We start from the raw sequence: 19599 nt of genomic DNA on the forward strand, positions 1-19599 counted from the left end.
TAGCCTGTAGCCTGTAGCCTGTAGCCTGTAGCCTGTAGCCTGTAGCCCTATGACCGATCCTCAATCCCTCGAAAAACTCCTCGCCAAAGGCATGGACAACCCGCTGCTGCGCTTCGGCCTGGGCAAGGGCTACCTGGACGCCGGCGATGCGGCGAAGGCCGCCGAACACCTGCGCCGCTGCGTGGAGCAGGACGCGAAGTACTCCGCCGCCTGGAAGCTGCTGGGCAAGGCCCTGCAGGCCCAGGGCGACCTCGAGGGCGCCCGCGCCGCCTGGACCGACGGCCTGGCCGCCGCCCAGGCCCATGGCGACAAGCAGGCGGAGAAGGAAATGACCGTGTTCCTGCGCAAGCTGGACAAGGCCAAGGGCGGCTGAATCCGCGGCACCTTGTAGGAGCGGGCCCTGCCCGCGATTCGCGCGCAGGGCGCGCTCCTACAGGTGAAGCCGGAGCTGGGCATTGTGTAGGAGCGAGCTTGCTCGCGAACGGTGCCTACCGGCGGCTTCAGTGCAATGGCTTGACTCCGCTCCCTCTCCCCAACCCTCGGCTGCGCGCCCCGCCCTGAAGGGAGAGGGGGCCGTCCGGCACGAACGGGAAGTTCAGCGTCACCCTGTAGGAGCGGGCCCTGCCCGCGATTCGCGCGCAGGGCGCGCTCCTACAGGTGAAGCCGGAGCTGGGCATTGTGTAGGAGCGAGCTTGCTCACGAACGGTGCCTACCGGCGGCTTCAGTGCAATGGCCTGACTCCGCTCCCTCTCCCCAACCCTCGGCTGCGCGCCCCGCCCTGAAGGGAGAGGGGGCCGTCCGGCACGAACGGGAAGTTCAGCGTCACCCTGTAGGAGCGGGCCCTGCCCGCGATTCGCGCGCAGGGCCCGCTCCTACATGGAATGGCGTGGGTGGAGCAGCGTAGGAGCGGATCTCATCCGCGAATCGCGCCGGGATGGCCGGCTATCGCGGACAAGGTCCGCTCCTACCAAGGGACACGCTCCTGCGCCTCAAAGCACCTCCGCCGCCACCGCATCCACCGCGGCCTTGGCGATGCCTACCACCTCGTCGGCCTCGGCGCGGCTCAGTACCAGCGGCGGGGCGAAGCCGAGGATGTCGCCGTGGGGCATGGCGCGGGCAATCATGCCGCGCTCCAGGCACGCCGCCGAGACCTTCGGGCCCACCTTCAGCGCCGCGTCGAAAGGCGTGCGCGCCTCGCGGTCGGCCATGAACTCCAGCGCCGCCAGCATGCCGTCGCCGCGCACCTCGCCCACCAGCGGGTGGCCTTCGAAGGCCTGGCGCAGCTGCTGGTTGAGGTAGCCGCCGACGTCCGCCGCGTTGGCGGTGATGTTCTCGCGCTCGAGGATGTCCAGGTTGGCCAGCGCCGCCGCCGCGCAGATCGGGTGGCCGGAGTAGGTCCAGCCGTGGCCCATGGCGCCTTCGCGGGTGGAGGCGCTGTCGATCACGTCCCAGACCTTTTCGCCGACGATCACCGCGGACAGCGGCGCGTAGGCGCTGGTCAGGCCCTTGGCGGTGGTGATCAGGTCCGGGCGCATGGCATGGCGCTGGCTGCCCATCTTGTCGCCGAGGCGGCCGAAGGCGCAGACCACCTCGTCGGCGATCAGCAGCACGTCGTACTTCGCCAGCACCGCCTGGATCGCCTCCCAGTAGCCCTTGGGCGGGACGATGATGCCGCCGGTGCCCATCACCGGCTCGCCGATGAAGGCCGCCACGGTGTCCGGGCCCTCGGCGAGGATCAGGTTCTCCAGCTCCTGGGCGCAGTGGCGCACGAAGGCCGCCTCGTCCATGCCCGCCGGGGCCTTGTAGAAGTGCGGGCAGAGGGTGTGCTTGACGCCTTCCACCGGCAGGTCGAAGTGCTGGTGAAAGCTGGCCAGGCCGGTGAGGCTGCCGGTGACGATGCCCGAGCCGTGGTAGCCGCGCTGGCGCGAGATGATCTTCTTCTTCTGCGGCCGGCCCAGCACGTTGTTGTAGTAGCGCACCAGCTTGACCTGGGTTTCGTTGGCGTCGGAGCCGGAGAGGCCGTAGTAGACCTTCTTCATGCCCGCCGGCGCCCAGTCGCGGATGATCCGCGCGGACAGCTCGATGATCGCCTCGGACGCGTGGCCGACGTAGGTGTGGTAGTAGGCCAACTGCTTGGCCTGCTCATGGATGGCGTCGGCCACCTCGGTGCGGCCGTAGCCGATGTTCACGCAGTACAGCCCGGCGAAGGCGTCCAGCAGCTCGCGGCCCTGGTGGTCGCGGATGCGCACGCCCGAGGCGCCGGTGATGATGCGCCCGGGCAGGGCGCCGCTGGCGTGGTCGTGGGCGTGGGTGGAGGGGTGCATGAAGTGCGCACGGTCCTGTTCGAACAGCTTGGCGTAGTCGGTCATGGCGGTGTTCTCCTCAGATGGCGCCGTGGTGCAGGCAGAAGTACTTGGTCTCGACGAAGGGCTCGAAGCCTTCGCTGCCGCCCTCGCGGCCCAGGCCCGAGGCCTTCATGCCGCCGAAGGGAATGGGGTGGCCGGTGAACCTGGCGCCGTTCACCGCGACCATGGCGAATTCCAGGCGGCGCATCAGCGGCCACACCTGGTCGAGGCGCTGCCCACAAATGTAGGCGGCCAGGCCGTATTCGCTATCGTTGGCCAGTTCGACGGCCTGCTCCAGGTCGTCGTAGGCCATCACCCCGGCGATGGGGGCGAAGTTCTCCTCGCGCCAGATGCGCATGGCCGGGGTGACGTCGGCCAGCAGCGTCGGCTGGTGGAACCAGCCGCCCAGGGCATGGGGCTCGCCGCCGGCCAGCAGGCGCGCGCCGCTGTCGATGGCATCGCGCACGCGCTCGCAGGTGGCGTCGAAGGCCGCCTGGTGCATCAGCGGGCCGATGTCGCTGCGCGGGTCGCTGGCCGGGCCCACGCGCAGTTCGCGCACGGCGGCGGCGAAGCGCTTGAGGAAGGGCTCGTAGAGTTCGCGGGCGACCAGCAGGCGGTTGGCTGCGCAGCAGTCCTGGCCGGAGGTCTGGAACTTGGCGTCGATGGCGAATTTCACCGCCTGCTCCAGGTCGGCGTCGGGCAGCACGATGAAGGGCGCGTTGCCGCCCAGCTCCAGCGCCACCTTCTTCACGTCCTGGGCGGCGGCCTGCAGCACCAGCTTGCCGACGCGGGTCGAGCCGGTGAAGCTCACCGCGCGCACGCGGCTGTCCTGCACCAGGGTTTCCATGGCCATCTGCGGCTCGCCCAGCACCACGTTGAAGGCGCCGGCGGGCAGCCCGGCCTCCTCGGCCAGCTGGGCCAGGGCGAAGGCCGAGTAGGGCGTCTCGTGGGCCGGCTTGACCACCACCGTGCAGCCGGCGGCCAGGGCGGCGGCGGCCTTGCGGGTGATCATCGCCGAGGGGAAGTTCCAGGGCGTCAGCAGCACGGCCACGCCCACCGGCTCCATCACCGTGCCCAGGTGGGCGCCGGGAATATGGCTGGGGATGTTGCGGCCGTCCAGGCGCCGGGCCTGTTCGGCGAACCAGGGGATGAAGCTGGCGGCGTAGTCGATCTCGCCGCGGGCCTCGGCCAGGGGCTTGCCCTGTTCCAGGGAAAGGATCTGCGCCAGGTCCTCGCGGTGCTGGCGGATCAGCTCGGCCCAGCGCAGCAGGGGCGCGGCGCGCCGGTCCAGGGACAGCTTGCGCCAGGCCGGGAAGGCCGCGGCGGCGGCATCCACCGCGGCGACTATCTGCTCGCGTTCGAGCAGCGGCACGTGGCCGATGATTTCGCGGTTGGCCGGGTTCTCCACGGCGATGCTGGCGCCGCTGGCGCTGTGCAGCCACTGGCCGTTGACGTAGCACAGCGACTTGAAGAGCAGGGGATGGGCGTAGGACATGACGGCGTCTCCTCGCAGGTGGCATGGGGACCATCCTAGGGGGAGCGCCGTGGCGTTTTTTTCCTAAGGGCGGGGCGGCGGCGGCAATTCTTTCCGCAGATGCGCCGCCGGCTTCGGGTTTTTCGCCCGCCTCAGCAGGCGCTGGCGGAGCGCCGGCCCAGGCCCTGGAGGATGGCGCGCAGCAGCACGCCGTAGAGCGGCACGAAGAGGATCAGCATGACCGCCAGCTTGACGCCGTAGTCCACCGTGGCGATCTCCACCCAGTGCTGCGCCATGAAGGGGTTGTCGCTGCGCCAGAAGGCGATGGAGAAGAAGGCGAAGGTGTCCAGCAGGTTGCCGAACAGCGTCGACACCACCGGGGCGATCCACCACTGGCGCAGCCGGCGCAGGCGGTCGAACACCTGGATGTCGAGGAACTGGCCGAGCACGTAGGCCAGGAAGCTGGCCAGGGCGATGCGCGCGACGAAGGTGTTGAACTCGCCCAGCGCGGCGAAGCCGCGGTAGCCGCCATCCTGGAACAGCACCGAGACCACGTAGGAAGCCAGCAGCGCCGGCAGCATCACCCGGGCGATGACGCGCCGCGCCGGGCTCTTGCCGAGCAGGCGCACGGTGAGGTCGGTGGCCAGGAAGATGAACGGGAAGCTGAACGCGCCCCAGGTGGTCTGCCAGCCGAACAGGGTCATGGGCAGTTGCACCAGGTAGTTGCTGGCGATGATGACGAGGAGGTGGAAGACGACCAGGCCGGCCAATGCGCCGCGCCGAGCCGCCGGGGAAAGCGCCGACATGCTGGATCCTTTTTCGTCGATGGGGTGAGGGAACCCATGCCCGGCCCTGTGCCGAGCGGGGCGCATTTTATAGGAGATTGAACTTGGAGTCAGGTTTTTTTGGATGTTTTTTGTGCAGGGGGATGGGGGGTTGGTGTAGGAGCGAGCTTGCTCGCGAATGGAGTTTTGCCGGGAGTCGTGGGTGCTGGGATTGAGAGCGCCCTCTCCCTAACCCTCTCCCTGATGGGAGAGGGGACCGTTGGGCAGAAACGGCTGTTCTGGAGTTAGCCGGCAAGCACGTAATTCAAGGTTGGAACCCTGACCTGTCTCGGCACGGACAAGCCCCCTCTCCCTTCAGGGAGAGGGCTGGGGAGAGGGGGCGGAGTCAACCCAGCACACCAGAGCCGCCGGGAAACGCTGTTCGCGAGCAAGCTCGCTCCTACGAAAAGAAAACAGCGCGGCATCAGGCGCCTTCCAGCGCCTCCGCCGGTACCGCCGTATCCAATGTCTTGATCACCTTGGTAACGATGTAGGTGAAATACCGCTCGATCCCCAGGTCCTCCAGCAGCAACTGGTCGATGAAGCGCTGGTAATGGTCGATATCCCGGGCCTGGATCATCGCGATGTAGTCCACCCCGCCGCCGGTGGCGTAGCAGAAGCCCACTTCCGGCGCCTGGTGCAGGCGCTGTTCGAAGCGGCGCATGTCCTGGGCCGTGTGCCGGCCCAGGGTGATTTCCACCAGCACCTGCTGCTGGCGGAACAATGCCGGCCAGTCGATCTGCGCGCGGTAGCCCTTGATCAGGCCGGCCTCCTCCAACTTGCGCACGCGCTCCCAGGCCGGGCTGACCGAGAGGTTGATGGCCTCGGCCAGGCTGGACTTGGTGATGCGCCCGTCGCCGGCGAGGATGCGCAGGATCTTCAGGTCGTAGCGGTCAAGCTTGGTCATCGCCACCTCCGGCGCCGTGGCGCGCGCATCAGTCCAGCACCTCGGCGACCACCGCCAGGGTGTCGCCGCTCTGCACCAGGCCGGGGAAGTGCCGCGCGGCGAGGATGCCGCTGCGCCTGGCGCGGTACTCCACCGGCGCGGCGCCGGTGCGCAGCAGGTCGTGGACCCGCGCCAGCACCTCGCCGCGCTCCACGCGCTCGCCCAGGTCGCGGCACATCTCCAGCAGGCCATTGTGTTCGCTGGCGACGAAGCAGTCGCCGTCGGGCATGTCGAGCATCACCGAGGGCGCGTGCTCGACCTCGCCGCGCAGGATGCCGGCCTGCACCAGCACGTTGCGCACGCCGCGGCGGGCGATGGCCACGCTGCGCGCGGTGCTGCTGCCGCCGCCGCCCAGTTCGGTGGTGACGAACAGCTTGCCCTGCTCCTCGGCGGCGCTGTCGTACATGCCCACCGCGTCCAGCTCCAGCATGCGCATGGCGTAGGGCGCGGAGAACGCCCGCATCAGCGCCTCGCAGCCTTCCTGCTGGGCCTTGTCCGGCAGCACGTGGCAGGCGGCGAAGGGCAGGAAGTCGAGGGTGCGGCCGCCGGAGTGGATGTCCAGCACCAGGTCGGCCAGCGGCAGCAGGGTGCGCTGGAAGTAGTCGGCGATCTTCTGCGTCACCGTGCCGTCCGGGCGGCCGGGGAAGCTGCGGTTGAGGTTGCCGGCGTCGACCGGCGAGGTGCGCTTGCCGGCGAGGAAGGCCGGGGTGTTCATGTACGGCACGATGATCACCCGGCCGCGGATGTCCTCGGCGCGCAGTTCCTGGGCCAGGCGGCTGAGCGCCACCGGGCCTTCGTACTCGTCGCCGTGGTTGCCGCCGGTGAGCAGCGCGGTGGGGCCCGCGCCGTTCTTCACCACGCAGACGGGGATCATCACCGCGCCCCAGGCCGAGTCGTCGCGGGAATAGGGCAGCTTGAGGTGGCCGTGCTGCACGCCGTCGCGCTCGAAGTCGACGCTGGCGGCGATGGGGTTGTCGCGCAACTGGTTCATGGCCTCACTCCTTGACGAACAGCTGGCGCGGGTAGTCGCAGAAGGTCTGCACGCCGCCGTCGGTGATCAGGATGCTTTCGGTGATCTCCAGGCCCCAGTCGTCCATCCACAGGCCGGGCATGAAGTGGAAGGTCATGCCCGGTTGCAGCACGCTCTCGTCGCTGGGGCGCAGGCTCATGGTGCGTTCGCCCCAGTCCGGCGGGTAGCTGATGCCGATGGGGTAGCCGCAGCGGCTGTCCTTGTGGATGCCGAACTTCTGCAGCACGCCGAAGAAGGCGCGGGCGATGTCGCCGGTGGTGTTGCCCGGCTTGGCCGCCTCCAGGCCTGCGGCGATGCCTTCGACCACGGCCTTTTCCGCGTCGAGGAAGTGCTGCGGCGGCTTGCCCAGGTAGACGGTGCGCGACAGCGGGCAGTGGTAGCGCTTGTAGCAGCCGGCGATCTCGAAGAAGGTGCCGGCGCCGCGCTGGAAGGGCGTGTCGTCCCAGGTCAGGTGCGGCGCGCTGGCGTCGGCGCCGGTGGGCAGCAGCGGGACGATGGCCGGGTAGTCGCCGCCGTGGCCGTCGGCGCCGAGGATGCCGGTGCTGTAGATCTCCGCCACCAGCTCGTTCTTGCGCATGCCCGGCTCGATACGTTCGAGGATGTGCGCGTGCATCTTCTCGACGATGCGCGCGGCGATGCGCATGTATTCGATCTCGCGCGGGGATTTCACCGCGCGCTGCCAGTTGACCAGCGCGGTGGCGTCGACGAAGCGCGCCTGCGGCAGGTGGGCCTGCAGCGAGCGGAAGGCGGCGGCGCTGAAGTAGTAGTTGTCCATCTCCACGCCGATGGCCAGCGCTTCCCAGCCCCGCGCGGCGATGACCTCGCGGGCCAGGTAGTCCATGGGGTGGCGCTCGGTGGACTGCACGTAGTGGTCGGGGTAGCCGACGATGTTGTCGGCCTGCATGAACACGGTGCGCCGCGCGCCATTGGCGTCCTGGCCGCGGCCGAACCACACCGGCTCGCCGTCCAGCGCCAGCAGCACGCACTGGTGCACGTAGAAGGACCAGCCATCGTAGCCGGTGAGCCAGGCCATGTTCGACGGGTCGCTGACCAGCAGCAGCTCGATGCCGCGCTGCTGCATGCTGGCGCGGACCTTGGCCAGGCGCTGGGCGTATTCCTCCCGCGCGAAGGGGAGGTTGACGACGATTTCGGGCATGCGGAAATCCTCTGGGTGAGTGGTGTCACGGGGGCTCTTGTAGGAGCGAGCTTGCTCGCGAATCCGCCCAGCGCCGGCGCGGCCGAAGAATCTGTTCGCGAGCAAGCTCGCTCCTACAGGTGTTTGTCCGGTATGAAGCGGTCAGCTGTGGAACTTGAACCCCTTGCCCATGCGCTGCGCGCGCTGGAAGGCCAGGCCGGCGATGGCGGTGTCCTGGGCGCCGGTGCCGGTGAGGTCGCAGAGGGTCACGTCCCGGGGGCTGCGGCGGCCCGGGCGCTGGCCGGCGATGACCTGGCCGAGCTCGGCGAAGTCGGCGCCCGCCTCCACCAGCCCGGCCGCGATGGCGTGGTGCAGTTCGCCGAGCACGCGGGTCTGGCTCAGGCGGTCGGCGACGTAGCAGTCCAGCGCCGCCAGCGCGTCGGCGGCGATCTCGTTCTTGTGCTCGGCGTCCGAGCCCATGGCGGTGATGTGCAGGCCCGGGCGCAGGTGGCGCTTCTGGATCAGCGGCTCGCGGCTGGGCGTGGTGGTGATGGCGATGTCCGCGCCTTCCAGGGCTTCGTCGACGCTGGAACAGGCGACCACCGGGATACCCAGGGCGGTGCTCAGCTCGGCGGCGCACTGGTGCGCCTTGGCCGCGTCGCGGGCCCAGAGGCTGGCGCCCTCGATCGGCCGCACCAGGCACAGCGCCTTGAGCTGCAGGCGCGCCTGCTCGCCGGCGCCGAGGATGGCCACCCGGCGGGCGTCCTCACGGGCCAGCCACTTGGCGGCCACGGCGCCGGCGCAGGCAGTGCGCACGGCTGTGAGGTAGCCGTTGTCCAGCAGCAGGGCGTCGAGCAGGCCGGTGTGCGCGGACAGCAGCATCATCATGCCGTTGAGGCTGGGCAGGCCGAGCTTCGGGTTGTCGAAGAAGCCCGGGCTGACCTTGATGGCGAAGCGCGGCAGGCCCGGCAGGTAGGCGGTCTTCACGTCCACCTCGCCGTTGTGCTCGGGGATGTCCAGGCGCAGGATCGGCGGCATCGCCACCGCCGCCGTGGCCAGCAGGCGGAAGGCCTGCTCGACGGCGTCGAGGCTTTCAGTGTCCAGCGCCACGCAGGCGCGCAGGTCGGCTTCGCTGAGCAGGGTGACGTCAGCCATGCAGGTCTTCCTCGATGATGCGTTGGTGTTGTTCGATGGCGATGTTGCGGCCGCTGACGACCACCACCACCGGCCCTTCGGCGCTGATGCGGCCTTCCAGCAGCGCGGCTATGCCCACCGCCGCGGCGCCTTCGACCACCTGGCGTTCCTCGCGGTAGGCGTGGCGGATGCCGGCGGCGATGGCGGGTTCGTCGAGCAGGTGCAGCTCGTCGCAGTGAGCGCGGGCGAGGGCGAAGGTGTAGCGGTTGTCCAGGCCGATGCCGCCGCCAAGGGAGTCGGCGAGGCTCGGCAGTTCCTCCACTTCCACGGGCTGGCCGGCTTCCAGGCTGGCGGCCATGGCCGCGCCGCGGCGCATGCTGATGCCGTGCAGGCGGATCGACGGGTCGGCCGCCTTCAGCGCCACGGCCACGCCGCCGAACAATCCGCCGCCGGAGAGCGGCACCAGCACCTGGCGCACCTGCGGCAACTGTTCGAGGATTTCCAGGCCCAGGGTGCCCTGGCCGGCGATGATCTGCGGGTGGTCGAAGGGCGGCAGCAGCGCCGCGCCCTGTTCGCGGGCGATGCGCTCGGCCTCGGCCTGGGCGTCGTCCTGGCTGTTGCCGACGATGCGCACCTCGGCGCCGAGGGCGCGGATCGCCTCGACCTTGTTCGCCGGCACCAACTGCGACAGGCAGATGGTGGCCGGCACGCCCAGCACGCGGGCGGCATGGGCGAGGGCGCGGCCGTGGTTGCCGGTGGAGGCGGCGACCACCCCGCGGGCCTTCTGCGCGTCGTCCAGTTGGGCGATGGCGTTGCTGGCGCCGCGCAGCTTGAAGCTGCCGGTGGCCTGCTGCGACTCCAGCTTCAGGTACACCGGCGCGCCCAGCAGCGCGGAGAGGCTGGGCGAATGCTCCAGCGGCGTCTGCCGCACCAGGCCGCGGATGCGCTGGCGGGCGCGGTACAGCTCGATCAGGGGGATCTCGTTGGCCATGGCGGCCTCCCGACAATGCAGTCGGGCCGAGTGTATGAGCGGGAAATTGTCGCGATGAATGTACTAGGACGATGTCGTGGAGATTGTCATTCGTCGTGGTAATGGGCGATGGGTATCGCTTCGCTCAACCCATCCTACGGGGCCTCGAACCCACCTGTAGGAGCGGATCTCATCCGCGAATCGCGCCGGGACGTCCGGCTATCGCGGACAAGGTCCGCTCCTACGGGGAGAAATACCGTACTTCCCAGTAACTTGTAGGAGCGGGCCCTGCCCGCGATTCGCGCGCAGGGCGCGCTCCTACAAGGGGACGGGGCGGCGGCCCGTTCAGAAATCGTGGATCTTCGGGTACTGCTCGAACAGCTCGCGCATGTCGTCCAGGGCCTGGGCCATGCGTTCGTCGCTGCATTCGGCGCCCATGCACAGGCGCACTGCGCGCGGGCGGGGCGTGCCGCGGACCATGAAGGGGTCCGGCGAGGTCACGGCGATGTGCCGGTGGCGCAGTTCGCGCACCAGGCTGTCCAGCTCCCAGTGCTCGGGAATGCCCATCCAGCAGCTCAGGGATTGCGGCGCATGGCCCAGCAGGTGTTCGGCGAAACGCTCGGACACCAGCGCCTGGCGCGCCGCCAGCAGGCGCCGCTGGCGCTCCACCAGGGCCTGGGCGTTGCCGTTGTGGATCCAGCGCGTGGCCACCTCGGCCAGCAGCGGCGCGGCCATCCAGCTGTTCACCCGCAGGATGCTCTCGGTGCGCAGGGCCAGGCGCCGCGGCACCACCAGGTAGCCGATGCGCAGGCCGGTGAGCACGCTCTTGGTGAAGCTGGTGCAGTAGAACGACAGCTCCGGCAGGTAGTGGCTCAGCGGCGGCGCGCGGTCCTCGCCCAGCAGCGGGCCGTAGACGTCGTCCTCGATGACGTAGACGCCGAAGCGCTGGGCGATGGTGGCGATCTCCCGGCGCCGGGTGTCGCTCATCAGGCTGGAGGTGGGGTTGTTCAGGTTGGGCGTGCACACCAGCGCGGTGATGCGCTCGTTGGCGCAGAGGTCCTCGAAGTGCTCCGGGTCGATGCCCTCGCGGTCGACCTCCACGCCCTTCAAGGTGAAGCCGAGCACCTGGGAATTGCCGATCACCCCGTGGTCGGTGAGCTGCTCGCAGAGCACCACGTCGTCCGGCCCGGCCAGGGAGGCGAGGGCGAGGAATACGGCGTGGGCGGCGCCATTGGTGATCAGCAGGTCGTCGCGCTCGCAGCGCAGGCCTTGCTGCGCCAGCCACTGCGCCGCCGCCTCGCGGTGGCCGTCGAAACCGGCGATCGGCCGGCAGGCGCGCATCCACGGCTGGTCCGCCTCCTGCGCCAGCTGGCGGCAGGTGTCCTGCCACAGGCGGTCGTGCTCGTCGGTGTGGACGATGCTGGCGATGGAGAAGTCCACCAGCGCGCGCTCGGGGTGGTCGAGCATGTAGCGCGACACGCCCTCGGTCATGCGCCGCGAGACGAAGCTGCCGCGGCCCACCTCGCAGCGCACCAGGCCCTGGCGCTCCAGCTCCTTGTAGGCGTTGGTCACCGTCTGCACGCTGATGCCCAGGCCGTCGGCCACCTGGCGCTGCGGCGGCAGGCGCTGGCCGTCGTGCAGGCGGCCCTGTTCGATTTCCGTGGCGATGGCCTGGACCAGCGTCTTGTACTTGGATTCGCCGACCCGCAGGCCGGCCAGCGCGTGGCGCCAGCTTTGCATGATGGGCATTCCCCTTCGACCTCGGCACAGGGTGATGGATCAGGGCATTTCCATGGATTGTCCTAGTGCAATTCCGACGCCGGAAAGCCTTTTGTATGCTCGGGCCGACCAGCCGCCCATGCCGCCGCCCCCGCGGCACAGGGCCGGCGCAGAAAAAAGCCATGGATGGGCGCGTCGCGACAGGCGGTTTTTTCCGCCGCGACGGCGCCGATCGGGAACAGCCGCAAGGCCGGACGGCTTAGTCTGCAACGCAACGAATGCCCTCTGTCGGGGCAGTACTTCGGAAGGCCCGCCCGGCGGGTCCCAACATAAGAACAACAGTCGCACGACATCGCTACCTGCCATCCACCGCCGCGTCCCAACACCACAACAAGGCCGGCACGAGAAGATCAGGAGATCCGAAGATGAGTACCGCCCCCCTTTCCCTCCATCGCCTGGGCCTGGCCTGTACCCTGCTGGCGGGCCTTGCGGCCAGCTTCGCCAGCCAGGCCGAGACCACCCTGGAACGCATCCAGAGCACCGGCACGGTGCGCATCGGCTACGCCAACGAGGCGCCCTTCGCCTACACCGAGACCTCCGGCAAGGTCACCGGCGAGTCGCCGGAGATCGCCACCAAGGTGTTCGCCGCCATGGGCGTGAAGAAGGTCGAGCCGGTGCTCACCGAGTGGGGCGCGCTGATCCCCGGGCTGCGCGCCGGGCGCTTCGACGTGATCGCCGCCGGCATGTACATCACCCCGCCGCGCTGCCAGCAGGTGATCTTCACCGACCCGCACTACCAGATCCCCGACACCCTGCTGGTGAAGCGGGGCAACCCGAAGAACCTGCACAGCTACGCTGACGTCGCGAAGAACCCGGACGTGCGCCTGGCGATCATGTCCGGCACCGCCGAGCTGGGCTACGCCCGCGCCGAGGGGGTGAGCGACGATCAGATCGTCCAGGTGCCGGACACAACCGCGCAGCTGCAGGCGGTGCGCGCCGGCCGCGCCGACGCCAGCGTCGGCACCGCGCTGACCATGAAGGGCCTGGCGGCCAAGGGCGGCGACAGCGTCGAGGCCATCGCCGACTTCAAGGACGACCCGGCGCACATCGGCTACGGCGCCCTGGCCTTCCGCCCGGAGGACAAGGACCTGCGCGACGCGGTGAACCAGCAGTTGAAGAAGTGGCTGGGCAGCGACGAGCACCTGCAGACGGTCAAGCCGTTCGGCTTCGACAAGTCCAACCTGACCGACAAGAGCGCCGCCGAGCTCTGCAAACAGTGACCGCAGGGGGCCCCGCCCCCTCGGCCGTTCCGTCGAACCTGTCGATACGGGATGCGCAACATGGGTGAATTGCTTCCACTGCTGCTGGAGGGCGCCTGGGTCACCGTCCAGGTCACCTTCTTCGGCTCGCTGCTGGCGGTGGCGCTGGCCATCGTCGCCGCCCTCGGCCGCCTGGCGCCGTGGCCGGCGGTGCGCTGGCTGGCCATCGGCTACATCGAGCTGTTCCGCGGCACCTCGCTGCTGGTGCAGCTGTTCTGGCTGTTCTTCGTACTGCCGCTGCCGCCATTCAACCTGGAACTGGGCGCCTACACGGTGGCCATCCTCGGCCTGGGCCTGCACATCGGCGCCTATGGCGCGGAAGTGATGCGCGGGGCCATCGGCTCGGTGCCCAAGGGGCAGTACGAGGCCGCGCTGGCGCTGAACATGACGCCGTTCACGCGCTTTCGCCGGATCATCCTGCCGCAGGCGCTGCTGTGCGCCATACCGCCGGGCACCAACCTGCTGATCGAGCTGCTGAAGAACACCTCGCTGGTGTCGCTGATCACCCTCTCGGACCTGACCTTCCGCGCCCGCCAGCTGGACCAGGCGACCTTCGAGACGCTGAAGATCTTCACCCTGACCCTGGTGCTGTACTTCGCCATGGCCCAGGCCATCGTCTTCCTCATGCGCCGCCTGGAACGCCGGCTGGGGCATGGGCGCATCCGGGGAGGCCTGTGATGAAGTTGTTCGACTGGCAATTCGCCTGGCAGATCCTGCCGCAGCTGCTGCACGCCTCGCTCAAGACCATCGGCATCACCCTGGTCGGTTTCGCCCTGGCGGTGGTCTTCGGCCTGCTCTTCGCCCTGGCCCGGCGCAGCCGGCACTTCTGGCTGTCGTGGCCGGCGGCCTGGCTGATCGAGTTCATCCGCAGCACGCCGCTGCTGATCCAGGTGTACTTCCTGTTCTACGTGCTGCCCAGCTACGGGCTGAACATGACCTCGCTGGTGGCCGGCACCCTGGGTATCGCCCTGCACTACGCCTGCTACACCGCCGAGGTCTACCGCGCCGGCCTGGAGTCGGTGCCGCGCGGGCAGTGGGAGGCGGTCACGGCGCTGAACTTCTCGCCGTGGCGGGCCTACCGCCAGGTGATCCTGCCCCAGGCCATCCGCCCGGTGCTGCCGGCCCTGGGCAACTACCTGATCGCCATGTTCAAGGACACCCCGGTGCTCTCGGCGATCACCGTGGTGGAAATCATGCAGCAGGCCAAGAACATCGGTTCCGACAGTTTCCGCTACCTGGAGCCGATCACCCTGGTCGGGGTGTTCTTCCTGCTCATCAGCATCAGCCTGGCCGGCGTGGTCCGCCAGGTGGAAAAACGCACGGCACTGCCATGAAAGCGCCCACCGGAGGAAACCCCATGACCGTCCTGTCCATGACCACCCGGCCGCTGGCCGACGAGGCCCCGCGGGCACAGACCGCCCAGCCGATGGTGCGCTTCCGCGACGTGTGCAAGAGCTACGGCAGCTTCAGCGTGCTGAACCACCTGAACCTGGAGGTGGGCGCCAACGAGAAGGTCGCCATCATCGGCCCCAGCGGCTCGGGCAAGTCGACCCTGCTGCGCGCCCTGATGACCCTGGAGAGCATCGACAGCGGGGTGATCGAGGTGGACGGCGACCCGCTCACCCACCAGCTGCGCAACGGCGAGCCGGTGCGCGCCTCGGAAGCCCACGTGCGCCGCGTGCGCGGCAAGATCGGCATGGTGTTCCAGAGCTTCAACCTGTTCCCGCACATGAGCGCGCTGAAGAACGTGATGGAAGCGCCGGTGCAGGTGCTGGGCATGCGCCGCGACGAGGCCCGCGAGCGCGCCGTGGAATTGCTGGAGATGGTCGGCCTGGGCAACAAGCTGGAGCACTACCCCTCGCAGCTCTCCGGCGGCCAGCAGCAACGCGTGGCCATCGCCCGCGCCCTGGCCATGCGGCCGAAGGTGATGCTGTTCGACGAGGTGACCTCGGCGCTGGACCCGGAGCTGTGCGGCGAGGTGCTCAACGTGGTGCGCCGGCTCGGCACCGAGCACAACCTGACCATGCTGATGGTCACCCACCAGATGGGCTTCGCCCGCGAATTCGCCGACCGGGTGTGCTTCTTCCACCAGGGCAGCATCCTGGAGCAGGGGACGCCGGAGCAGCTGTTCGGGCACCCGCAGCATGAACGGACGCGGTGTTTCCTGAGCGCGGTGAACGAGGCGAGTTGAGGGGGGTGGTTTTTGTAGGAGCGAGCTTGCTCGCGAACAGTGCTCAACTGTGATTTCGGTGTGTTGGCTCAGCTCCGCTCCCTCTCCCCAGCCCTCTCCCTGAAGGGAGAGGGGGCTTGTCCGTGCCGAGAGAAGATATGGTTTCAGCTGGAAACCTTCGGCGTTGCCGGCTAACTCCAGAACACCCAACTCTGCCGAACGGTCCCCTCTCCCTTCAGGGAGAGGGTTAGGGAGAGGGCGTTCTTTGGCCCCCCGGCCAATTCCTGCCGACGGAACACCCTTCGCGAGCAAGCTCGCTCCTACGAAAAGCCATGCCCACCCACACCGAGCGGACCTTGTCCGCGATAGCCGGCCGTCCCGGCGCGATTCGCGGATGAGATCCGCTCCTACGCTGCCCCACCCTGTAGGAGCGCGCCCTGCGCGCGATTTCTCGGGCAGGGCCCGCGGTGTCAGAACCGATATTCCGCACTCAGCAACAGGTTGCGCGGCTCGCCGTAGTAGCCACCGTAGAAGGTGGTATCCAGCGCGCTCAGGTACTTCTTGTCGAACAGGTTGTTGACGTTGAGCGTCGTCGACAGCTGCTCGCTGAGCTGGTAGCGCGCCATCAGGTCGACCACCGTGTACTGCTCCTGCTTGGCCTTGACCGTCTTGCCCAGGTCCCAGGGCGTGTCGCTGAAGTGGATGCCGCTCTGCCAGTTGGCGCCGCCGCCGACGGTCAGGCGGTTCCAGGCGCCGGGCAGGCGGTAGGTGGTCCACAGCTTGAACATCTCCGCCGGCGCCACCGTGTTGATGCGCTCGCCCTCGCCATCCTTGGTGACGCTGTGGCTGTAGCTGGCGGTGAGGTTCCAGCCCGGCGCCAGTTCGCCGCCGGCCTCCAGGTCGAAGCCCTTGGTCCTGGCGCCCTGCACGGCGCGGTAGGCGGGTTCGTCGACGGTGCCCAGGACGATCTGCCCGGGGTCGGCCTCGGCCAGGTTGTCCTGCTTGATCTCGTAGTAGGCGATGCTGGTGTTCAGGCGGCCGTCGAAGAATTCGCTCTTCAGGCCCACTTCGTAGTTGTCGCCCTCGCGCGGGTCCAGAGGCCGGCCCGTGCGGTCGCGGTCGCTCTGCGGGCGGAAGATGCTGGTGTAGCTGAGGTACACCGAGTGCTGCTCGGTGAGGTCGTAGACCACGCCGGCGTAGGGCGTCACCTGGCCGCTCTCGCGCATGCGCGTGGTGCTGCTGAAGTCGGCGAAGGCGGGCACTACGTAGTCCAGCGAGTAGCTGTACTTGTAGTCGCTGGCGCGGGCGCCGAGGATCACCGACAGGGCGTCGGTGGGGCGCAGGCGGGTGGCCAGGTAGACGCCGTGCTGGTAGATCAGGGTGTCGTTGTCCATCAGCGGGCCCTCGGACACCGGGCGCGGCGTGCGGTTGTCCCAGGTGTAGATGTTCACCTCGCGGCCTTCGAGGTCGTCGAGGTCGGGGTCGTTGTGGTCCTCGTACTTCGACCAGCTGTAGCCGAGCACCAGCTCGTGCTCGCGGCCCAGCAGCTGGAACGGCCCCTTGGCCATCAGGTCGACGCCGGTCTGCCTCTGCCAGCCGCTGCCGTCGCCGCCGTACAGACGCAGGCCGTCGCCGCTCACTTTGTCCGGATAGCCCCAGCTGGCCGAGGCCAGGGACAGCTCGCGGGTGCTGTAGAGCTGGTTGAGCGCGAGCTTCAGCGACCAGTCGCCGGCCAGGCGCTGCTCCAGGGTGTAGAAGGTGCTGAGGGTGTCCTGGTCGCGATGGCTCCAGCGCGAGGCCGGGTTGAACGAGCGGGAGAAGTCGGTCTGGCTGCCGTCGCTGTAGAACAGCGGGAAGCTGCCGAAGGAGACCCCACGCGGCGCGTACTTCTGGTAGTCGACGCCGAAGGTGAGCAGGGTGCTGTCGCTCAGGTCGGCTTCGAGGATGCCGTAGTAGACCTGCTTTTCCTGCTGGTAGTGGTCGACGTAGCTGTTGTTCTGCTGGTAGGCGACCACGCTGCGCCCGCGCAGGCGGCCGTTGTCGGTCAGCGGCCCGGAGACGTCCGCTTCGGTGCGGTACAGGTCCCAGGAGCCGAGGCCGGCGCTGACGTGGCCCTGGAATTCGGCGGTGGGCTTCTTGCGCACCAGGTTGACCGTGCCCGAGGGGTCGCCGGCGCCGGTCATCAGGCCGCTGGCGCCGCGCAGCACTTCCACGCGGTCGTAGATGGCCATGTCCGACAGGCTCTGCGGCGTGGCGGTGGTGCTGGGGATGAGGGTGGTGGGCACACCGTCGTACTGGAAGCTGTCTATCGCGTAGCCGCGCGACCAGATGTTGAAGCGCTCGCTGTCGTAGTGCTGCACCGAAATGCCAGGCGTCTGCTCCAGCACGTCGGTGAGGTTGTGCAGGCCCTGGTCGTCGATGCGCTGGCGGGTCATCACGCTGACCGATTGCGGCGTCTCGCGCAGCGACAAGCCGAGGCCGGTGGCGGTGCTGCTGGCGGCGGCGGTGTAGGAACGGGTGACTTCACTGGGTGCATCCGGCGCCAGCCCCGAGACCACGGTGTCGTCCATCTTCAGCGCCGCATCGGGCCGCGGCACCAGGGTGTAGCTGCCGTCGACCTGGCGTTCGGCCTGCAGCCCGGTGCCTTCGAGCAGGCGGCCCAGGGCGGTTTCCACCGGGTAGGCGCCCTGCAGCCCCGGGCTGCGCTTGCCGGCGGTGAGGTTGGCGTCCACCGAGAGCAGCACCCCGGCCTGGCTGGCGAAGCGGTTCAGGGCCTGGTCCAGGCCGCCGGCGGGAATGGCGTACTGCTGCTGCGCCTCGGCCGCCCAGGCCGGCGGGCAGAGCAGCGGGGTGACGGCCAGCGCGGCGGCGAAGGTGCCGGGGCGCAGGGCGGCGGCCAGGCGGTCGAGGGGCATTCTGGGCATTGCGGGAGGTTCCTCTTGTGCGGAAGCTGCAGGGGGTTCAAGAGGTATCCCGGACGAGCCGGCGAAACCGACAAGCGCCGCAGAAGTTTTTTCGTCAGGCCGCTGGCGGGCGTATCAGGCGCGGCGTTCCACCGTCACCCAGTAGCGCGTGAGGTAGCTCACCCGCACCGGCAGGCTGCGCTCCAGGGCATCGAGCACGCGGCGGGTGTCGGCCAGCGGGAACACGCCGGTGAGCAGCAGCCCGGCGGCGTCGTCGGAGCAGCGCAGCAGGCCGGGGCGGTGGCGCCTCAGTTCGGCGAGGAACTGCCCCAGCGGCTGCCGCTCGGCGATCAAGCGGCCTTCGCTCCAGGCGCTGGCGTTACTGTCGGCGGCCTGCAGCGCGCCGACGCCCTCGGCGCTGAACCACAGGCGCTGGCCGGCTTCCAGGCGCGCGGCAGGGGCATGCCACGGCAAGATTTCCAGCTGCCCCTGGTACAAGTCGACGCGGCTGCCGCCGTCCAGCTCGCGCACGGCGAAACGCGCGCCATGGGTGCGAATGTCGCCGGCGGCGGTCTCGACCACCAGCGGCCGCGCTTCCTGCACGGCCTGGCAGAGGATTTCCCCGGCCAGCAGGCAGATGCGCCTTTGGCTGGCGTCGAAGCGGATGTCCACGGCGCTGTCGCTGTTCAGGTCCAGCTGGCTGCCGTCGGCCAGGCGCAGGTGGCGCCGCTCGCCCTTGGCGGTGCGCTGGTCGGCGAAGGTCTCGCGCCAGGGCAGGTCGCCGGCCAGGTAGGCGCTGCCGCCGACGGCCAGCAGCAGGCAGAGCGTCTTCAGCAGGTCGCGGCGGCGGCGGTCCGGCAGTTCGCCCAGCACCTGGCGGGCGGTGGCGGCGGGCACGCTGGCCAGGGTGCCCTGCAGCTGCTGCAGGCGCTGCCAGGCGCGGCGGTGCTCGGGGTCGGCGGCATGCCAGGCGGCGAAAGCCTCGCGCTGGCCGGCATCCAGTTCGCCGCCCCAGTGCAGCATCAGCCACTCGCTGGCGCGCTCGACCACGGCCGGGGCCACCGGCGCGTCGGGCCGCCTCATTCGTAGAGCACCTGGTAGCAGGCCTGGATGGCGCGGATCATGTACTTCTGCACCGAGCTGAGGCTCACCCCCAGGCGCTCGGCGATCTGCGCGTAGCCCAGCCCCTCGAACTGCGACATGAGGAAGGCCGCGCGCACCTTGGCGGGCATGCGTTCGAGCATGGCGTCGATGCGCAGCAGGGTTTCGACGATGATCGCGCGGGTTTCCAGCGACGGGGTTTCCGGCTCGGGCAGCTGGGCGATGCTGTCCAGGTAGGCCTGTTCGATGCGCTGCCGGCGCCACTGGTCGACCACCAGGTTGCGGGCGATCTGCACCAGGTAGCCGCGGCCTTCCTCGCGGGCCGGGTAGCGGCCGGAGACCAGCAGGCGCAGGAAGGTGTCATGGGCGATGTCGGCGGCGCGCTCGCGGTCGCCCAGGCGCCGCCGCAGCCAGCCGTGCAACCAGCCATGGTGGTCGAGGTAGAGCTGCTGCAGGGTTTCCTTCGCACCAGTTGCCGCCGACATGGGCCGCCCATCCGCTCAATTGATAAGAATTATCATTCACGTCG

At 69.1% G+C, this 19599-nt stretch carries 17 protein-coding genes; 5 read left to right on the forward strand and 12 right to left on the reverse strand.

Annotated features, from left to right (window positions below; genetic code table 11):
* Nucleotides 1-49: 49 nt before the first annotated feature.
* Complete coding sequence (locus tag M8R19_RS15950; protein ID WP_074980787.1) at nt 50-373, forward strand: tetratricopeptide repeat protein; 324 nt, start codon at nt 50-52, stop codon at nt 371-373.
* Between the two features lie 616 nt (nt 374-989).
* Here M8R19_RS15950 and M8R19_RS15955 read toward each other — a convergent pair.
* From M8R19_RS15955 to ehuR, 9 genes are all read right to left on the reverse strand, one after another.
* Nucleotides 990-2369 carry an aspartate aminotransferase family protein gene (locus M8R19_RS15955; RefSeq protein WP_249918301.1) on the reverse strand — a complete coding sequence of 460 codons (1380 nt, stop codon included), beginning with the start codon at nt 2367-2369 and terminating at the stop codon, nt 990-992.
* 13 nt (nt 2370-2382) lie between these two features.
* Nucleotides 2383-3840 carry an NAD-dependent succinate-semialdehyde dehydrogenase gene (locus M8R19_RS15960; RefSeq protein WP_249918302.1) on the reverse strand — a complete coding sequence of 486 codons (1458 nt, stop codon included), beginning with the start codon at nt 3838-3840 and terminating at the stop codon, nt 2383-2385.
* Nucleotides 3841-3971: 131 nt separating this feature from the next.
* A complete protein-coding gene (locus M8R19_RS15965) occupies nt 3972-4625 on the reverse strand; it encodes a 7-cyano-7-deazaguanine/7-aminomethyl-7-deazaguanine transporter (RefSeq protein WP_116425840.1) in 654 nt (217 codons plus the stop codon).
* A gap of 442 nt (nt 4626-5067) precedes the next feature.
* Nucleotides 5068-5550, reverse strand: coding sequence for an Lrp/AsnC family transcriptional regulator (locus M8R19_RS15970; RefSeq protein ID WP_074980783.1), 483 nt, complete (start codon nt 5548-5550; stop codon nt 5068-5070).
* Nucleotides 5551-5578: 28 nt separating this feature from the next.
* Complete coding sequence (gene doeB / locus M8R19_RS15975) at nt 5579-6580, reverse strand: N(2)-acetyl-L-2,4-diaminobutanoate deacetylase DoeB (protein WP_074980782.1); 1002 nt, start codon at nt 6578-6580, stop codon at nt 5579-5581.
* A 4-nt stretch (nt 6581-6584) separates the two neighbouring features.
* Complete coding sequence (doeA, locus tag M8R19_RS15980) at nt 6585-7775, reverse strand: ectoine hydrolase DoeA (protein ID WP_074980781.1); 1191 nt, start codon at nt 7773-7775, stop codon at nt 6585-6587.
* 141 nt (nt 7776-7916) lie between these two features.
* Nucleotides 7917-8909, reverse strand: a complete 993-nt coding sequence (locus M8R19_RS15985; RefSeq protein WP_074980780.1) for a cyclodeaminase — start codon at nt 8907-8909, stop codon at nt 7917-7919.
* Nucleotides 8902-9879: a hydroxyectoine utilization dehydratase EutB gene (gene eutB / locus M8R19_RS15990; RefSeq protein ID WP_074980779.1), complete on the reverse strand. Its 978-nt coding sequence runs from the start codon at nt 9877-9879 to the stop codon at nt 8902-8904. Before eutB ends, M8R19_RS15985 begins: the two co-directional genes overlap by 8 nt.
* A 324-nt stretch (nt 9880-10203) precedes the next feature.
* Complete coding sequence (gene ehuR, locus M8R19_RS15995) at nt 10204-11598, reverse strand: MocR-like ectoine utilization transcription factor EhuR (protein WP_249918303.1); 1395 nt, start codon at nt 11596-11598, stop codon at nt 10204-10206.
* Between the two features lie 404 nt (nt 11599-12002).
* On the opposite strand from ehuR, the gene ehuB reads away from it, so the two are divergent.
* Genes ehuB through ehuA form a run of 4 tightly spaced genes read left to right on the forward strand, consistent with a single transcriptional unit; the run spans nt 12003 to nt 15087 of the window.
* On the forward strand, nt 12003-12857 hold the full coding sequence (gene ehuB, locus M8R19_RS16000; RefSeq protein ID WP_074980778.1) for an ectoine/hydroxyectoine ABC transporter substrate-binding protein EhuB: 855 nt from the start codon (nt 12003-12005) through the stop codon (nt 12855-12857).
* Nucleotides 12858-12917: 60 nt separating this feature from the next.
* On the forward strand, nt 12918-13574 hold the full coding sequence (gene ehuC / locus M8R19_RS16005) for an ectoine/hydroxyectoine ABC transporter permease subunit EhuC (RefSeq protein ID WP_009614465.1): 657 nt from the start codon (nt 12918-12920) through the stop codon (nt 13572-13574).
* Nucleotides 13574-14230, forward strand: a complete 657-nt coding sequence (ehuD, locus tag M8R19_RS16010; RefSeq protein ID WP_009614464.1) for an ectoine/hydroxyectoine ABC transporter permease subunit EhuD — start codon at nt 13574-13576, stop codon at nt 14228-14230. The genes ehuC and ehuD overlap by 1 nt, the downstream gene beginning before the upstream one ends.
* A gap of 23 nt (nt 14231-14253) precedes the next feature.
* Nucleotides 14254-15087: an ectoine/hydroxyectoine ABC transporter ATP-binding protein EhuA gene (ehuA, locus tag M8R19_RS16015; protein ID WP_283939472.1), complete on the forward strand. Its 834-nt coding sequence runs from the start codon at nt 14254-14256 to the stop codon at nt 15085-15087.
* Between the two features lie 449 nt (nt 15088-15536).
* Here ehuA and M8R19_RS16020 read toward each other — a convergent pair whose 3' ends face one another.
* The 3 genes from M8R19_RS16020 to M8R19_RS16030 form a co-directional block, all read right to left on the reverse strand.
* On the reverse strand, nt 15537-17990 hold the full coding sequence (locus M8R19_RS16020) for a TonB-dependent siderophore receptor (RefSeq protein WP_249918304.1): 2454 nt from the start codon (nt 17988-17990) through the stop codon (nt 15537-15539).
* Nucleotides 17991-18104: 114 nt separating this feature from the next.
* Nucleotides 18105-19052, reverse strand: a complete 948-nt coding sequence (locus M8R19_RS16025; protein ID WP_249918305.1) for a FecR domain-containing protein — start codon at nt 19050-19052, stop codon at nt 18105-18107.
* Nucleotides 19049-19555, reverse strand: coding sequence for a sigma-70 family RNA polymerase sigma factor (locus M8R19_RS16030; protein ID WP_116425833.1), 507 nt, complete (start codon nt 19553-19555; stop codon nt 19049-19051). The genes M8R19_RS16025 and M8R19_RS16030 overlap by 4 nt, the downstream gene beginning before the upstream one ends.
* Between the last annotated feature and the right edge of the window lie 44 nt (nt 19556-19599).

This window comes from Pseudomonas sp. R3.Fl (assembly GCF_023516765.1).
Taxonomy (GTDB): domain Bacteria; phylum Pseudomonadota; class Gammaproteobacteria; order Pseudomonadales; family Pseudomonadaceae; genus Pseudomonas; species Pseudomonas citronellolis.

Bases quoted from the DNA above. Each gene is read 5' to 3' on its own strand.
- M8R19_RS15950 (WP_074980787.1), top strand. From the start codon at position 50: ATGACCGATCCTCAATCCCTCGAAAAACTCCTCGCCAAAGGCATGGAC.
- M8R19_RS15955 (WP_249918301.1), bottom strand. From the start codon at position 2,369: ATGACCGACTACGCCAAGCTGTTCGAACAGGACCGTGCGCACTTCATG.
- M8R19_RS15960 (WP_249918302.1), bottom strand. From the start codon at position 3,840: ATGTCCTACGCCCATCCCCTGCTCTTCAAGTCGCTGTGCTACGTCAAC.
- M8R19_RS15965 (WP_116425840.1), bottom strand. From the start codon at position 4,625: ATGTCGGCGCTTTCCCCGGCGGCTCGGCGCGGCGCATTGGCCGGCCTG.
- M8R19_RS15970 (WP_074980783.1), bottom strand. From the start codon at position 5,550: ATGACCAAGCTTGACCGCTACGACCTGAAGATCCTGCGCATCCTCGCC.
- doeB (WP_074980782.1), bottom strand. From the start codon at position 6,580: ATGAACCAGTTGCGCGACAACCCCATCGCCGCCAGCGTCGACTTCGAG.
- doeA (WP_074980781.1), bottom strand. From the start codon at position 7,775: ATGCCCGAAATCGTCGTCAACCTCCCCTTCGCGCGGGAGGAATACGCC.
- M8R19_RS15985 (WP_074980780.1), bottom strand. From the start codon at position 8,909: ATGGCTGACGTCACCCTGCTCAGCGAAGCCGACCTGCGCGCCTGCGTG.
- eutB (WP_074980779.1), bottom strand. From the start codon at position 9,879: ATGGCCAACGAGATCCCCCTGATCGAGCTGTACCGCGCCCGCCAGCGC.
- ehuR (WP_249918303.1), bottom strand. From the start codon at position 11,598: ATGCAAAGCTGGCGCCACGCGCTGGCCGGCCTGCGGGTCGGCGAATCC.
- ehuB (WP_074980778.1), top strand. From the start codon at position 12,003: ATGAGTACCGCCCCCCTTTCCCTCCATCGCCTGGGCCTGGCCTGTACC.
- ehuC (WP_009614465.1), top strand. From the start codon at position 12,918: ATGGGTGAATTGCTTCCACTGCTGCTGGAGGGCGCCTGGGTCACCGTC.
- ehuD (WP_009614464.1), top strand. From the start codon at position 13,574: ATGAAGTTGTTCGACTGGCAATTCGCCTGGCAGATCCTGCCGCAGCTG.
- ehuA (WP_283939472.1), top strand. From the start codon at position 14,254: ATGACCGTCCTGTCCATGACCACCCGGCCGCTGGCCGACGAGGCCCCG.
- M8R19_RS16020 (WP_249918304.1), bottom strand. From the start codon at position 17,990: ATGCCCAGAATGCCCCTCGACCGCCTGGCCGCCGCCCTGCGCCCCGGC.
- M8R19_RS16025 (WP_249918305.1), bottom strand. From the start codon at position 19,052: ATGAGGCGGCCCGACGCGCCGGTGGCCCCGGCCGTGGTCGAGCGCGCC.
- M8R19_RS16030 (WP_116425833.1), bottom strand. From the start codon at position 19,555: ATGTCGGCGGCAACTGGTGCGAAGGAAACCCTGCAGCAGCTCTACCTC.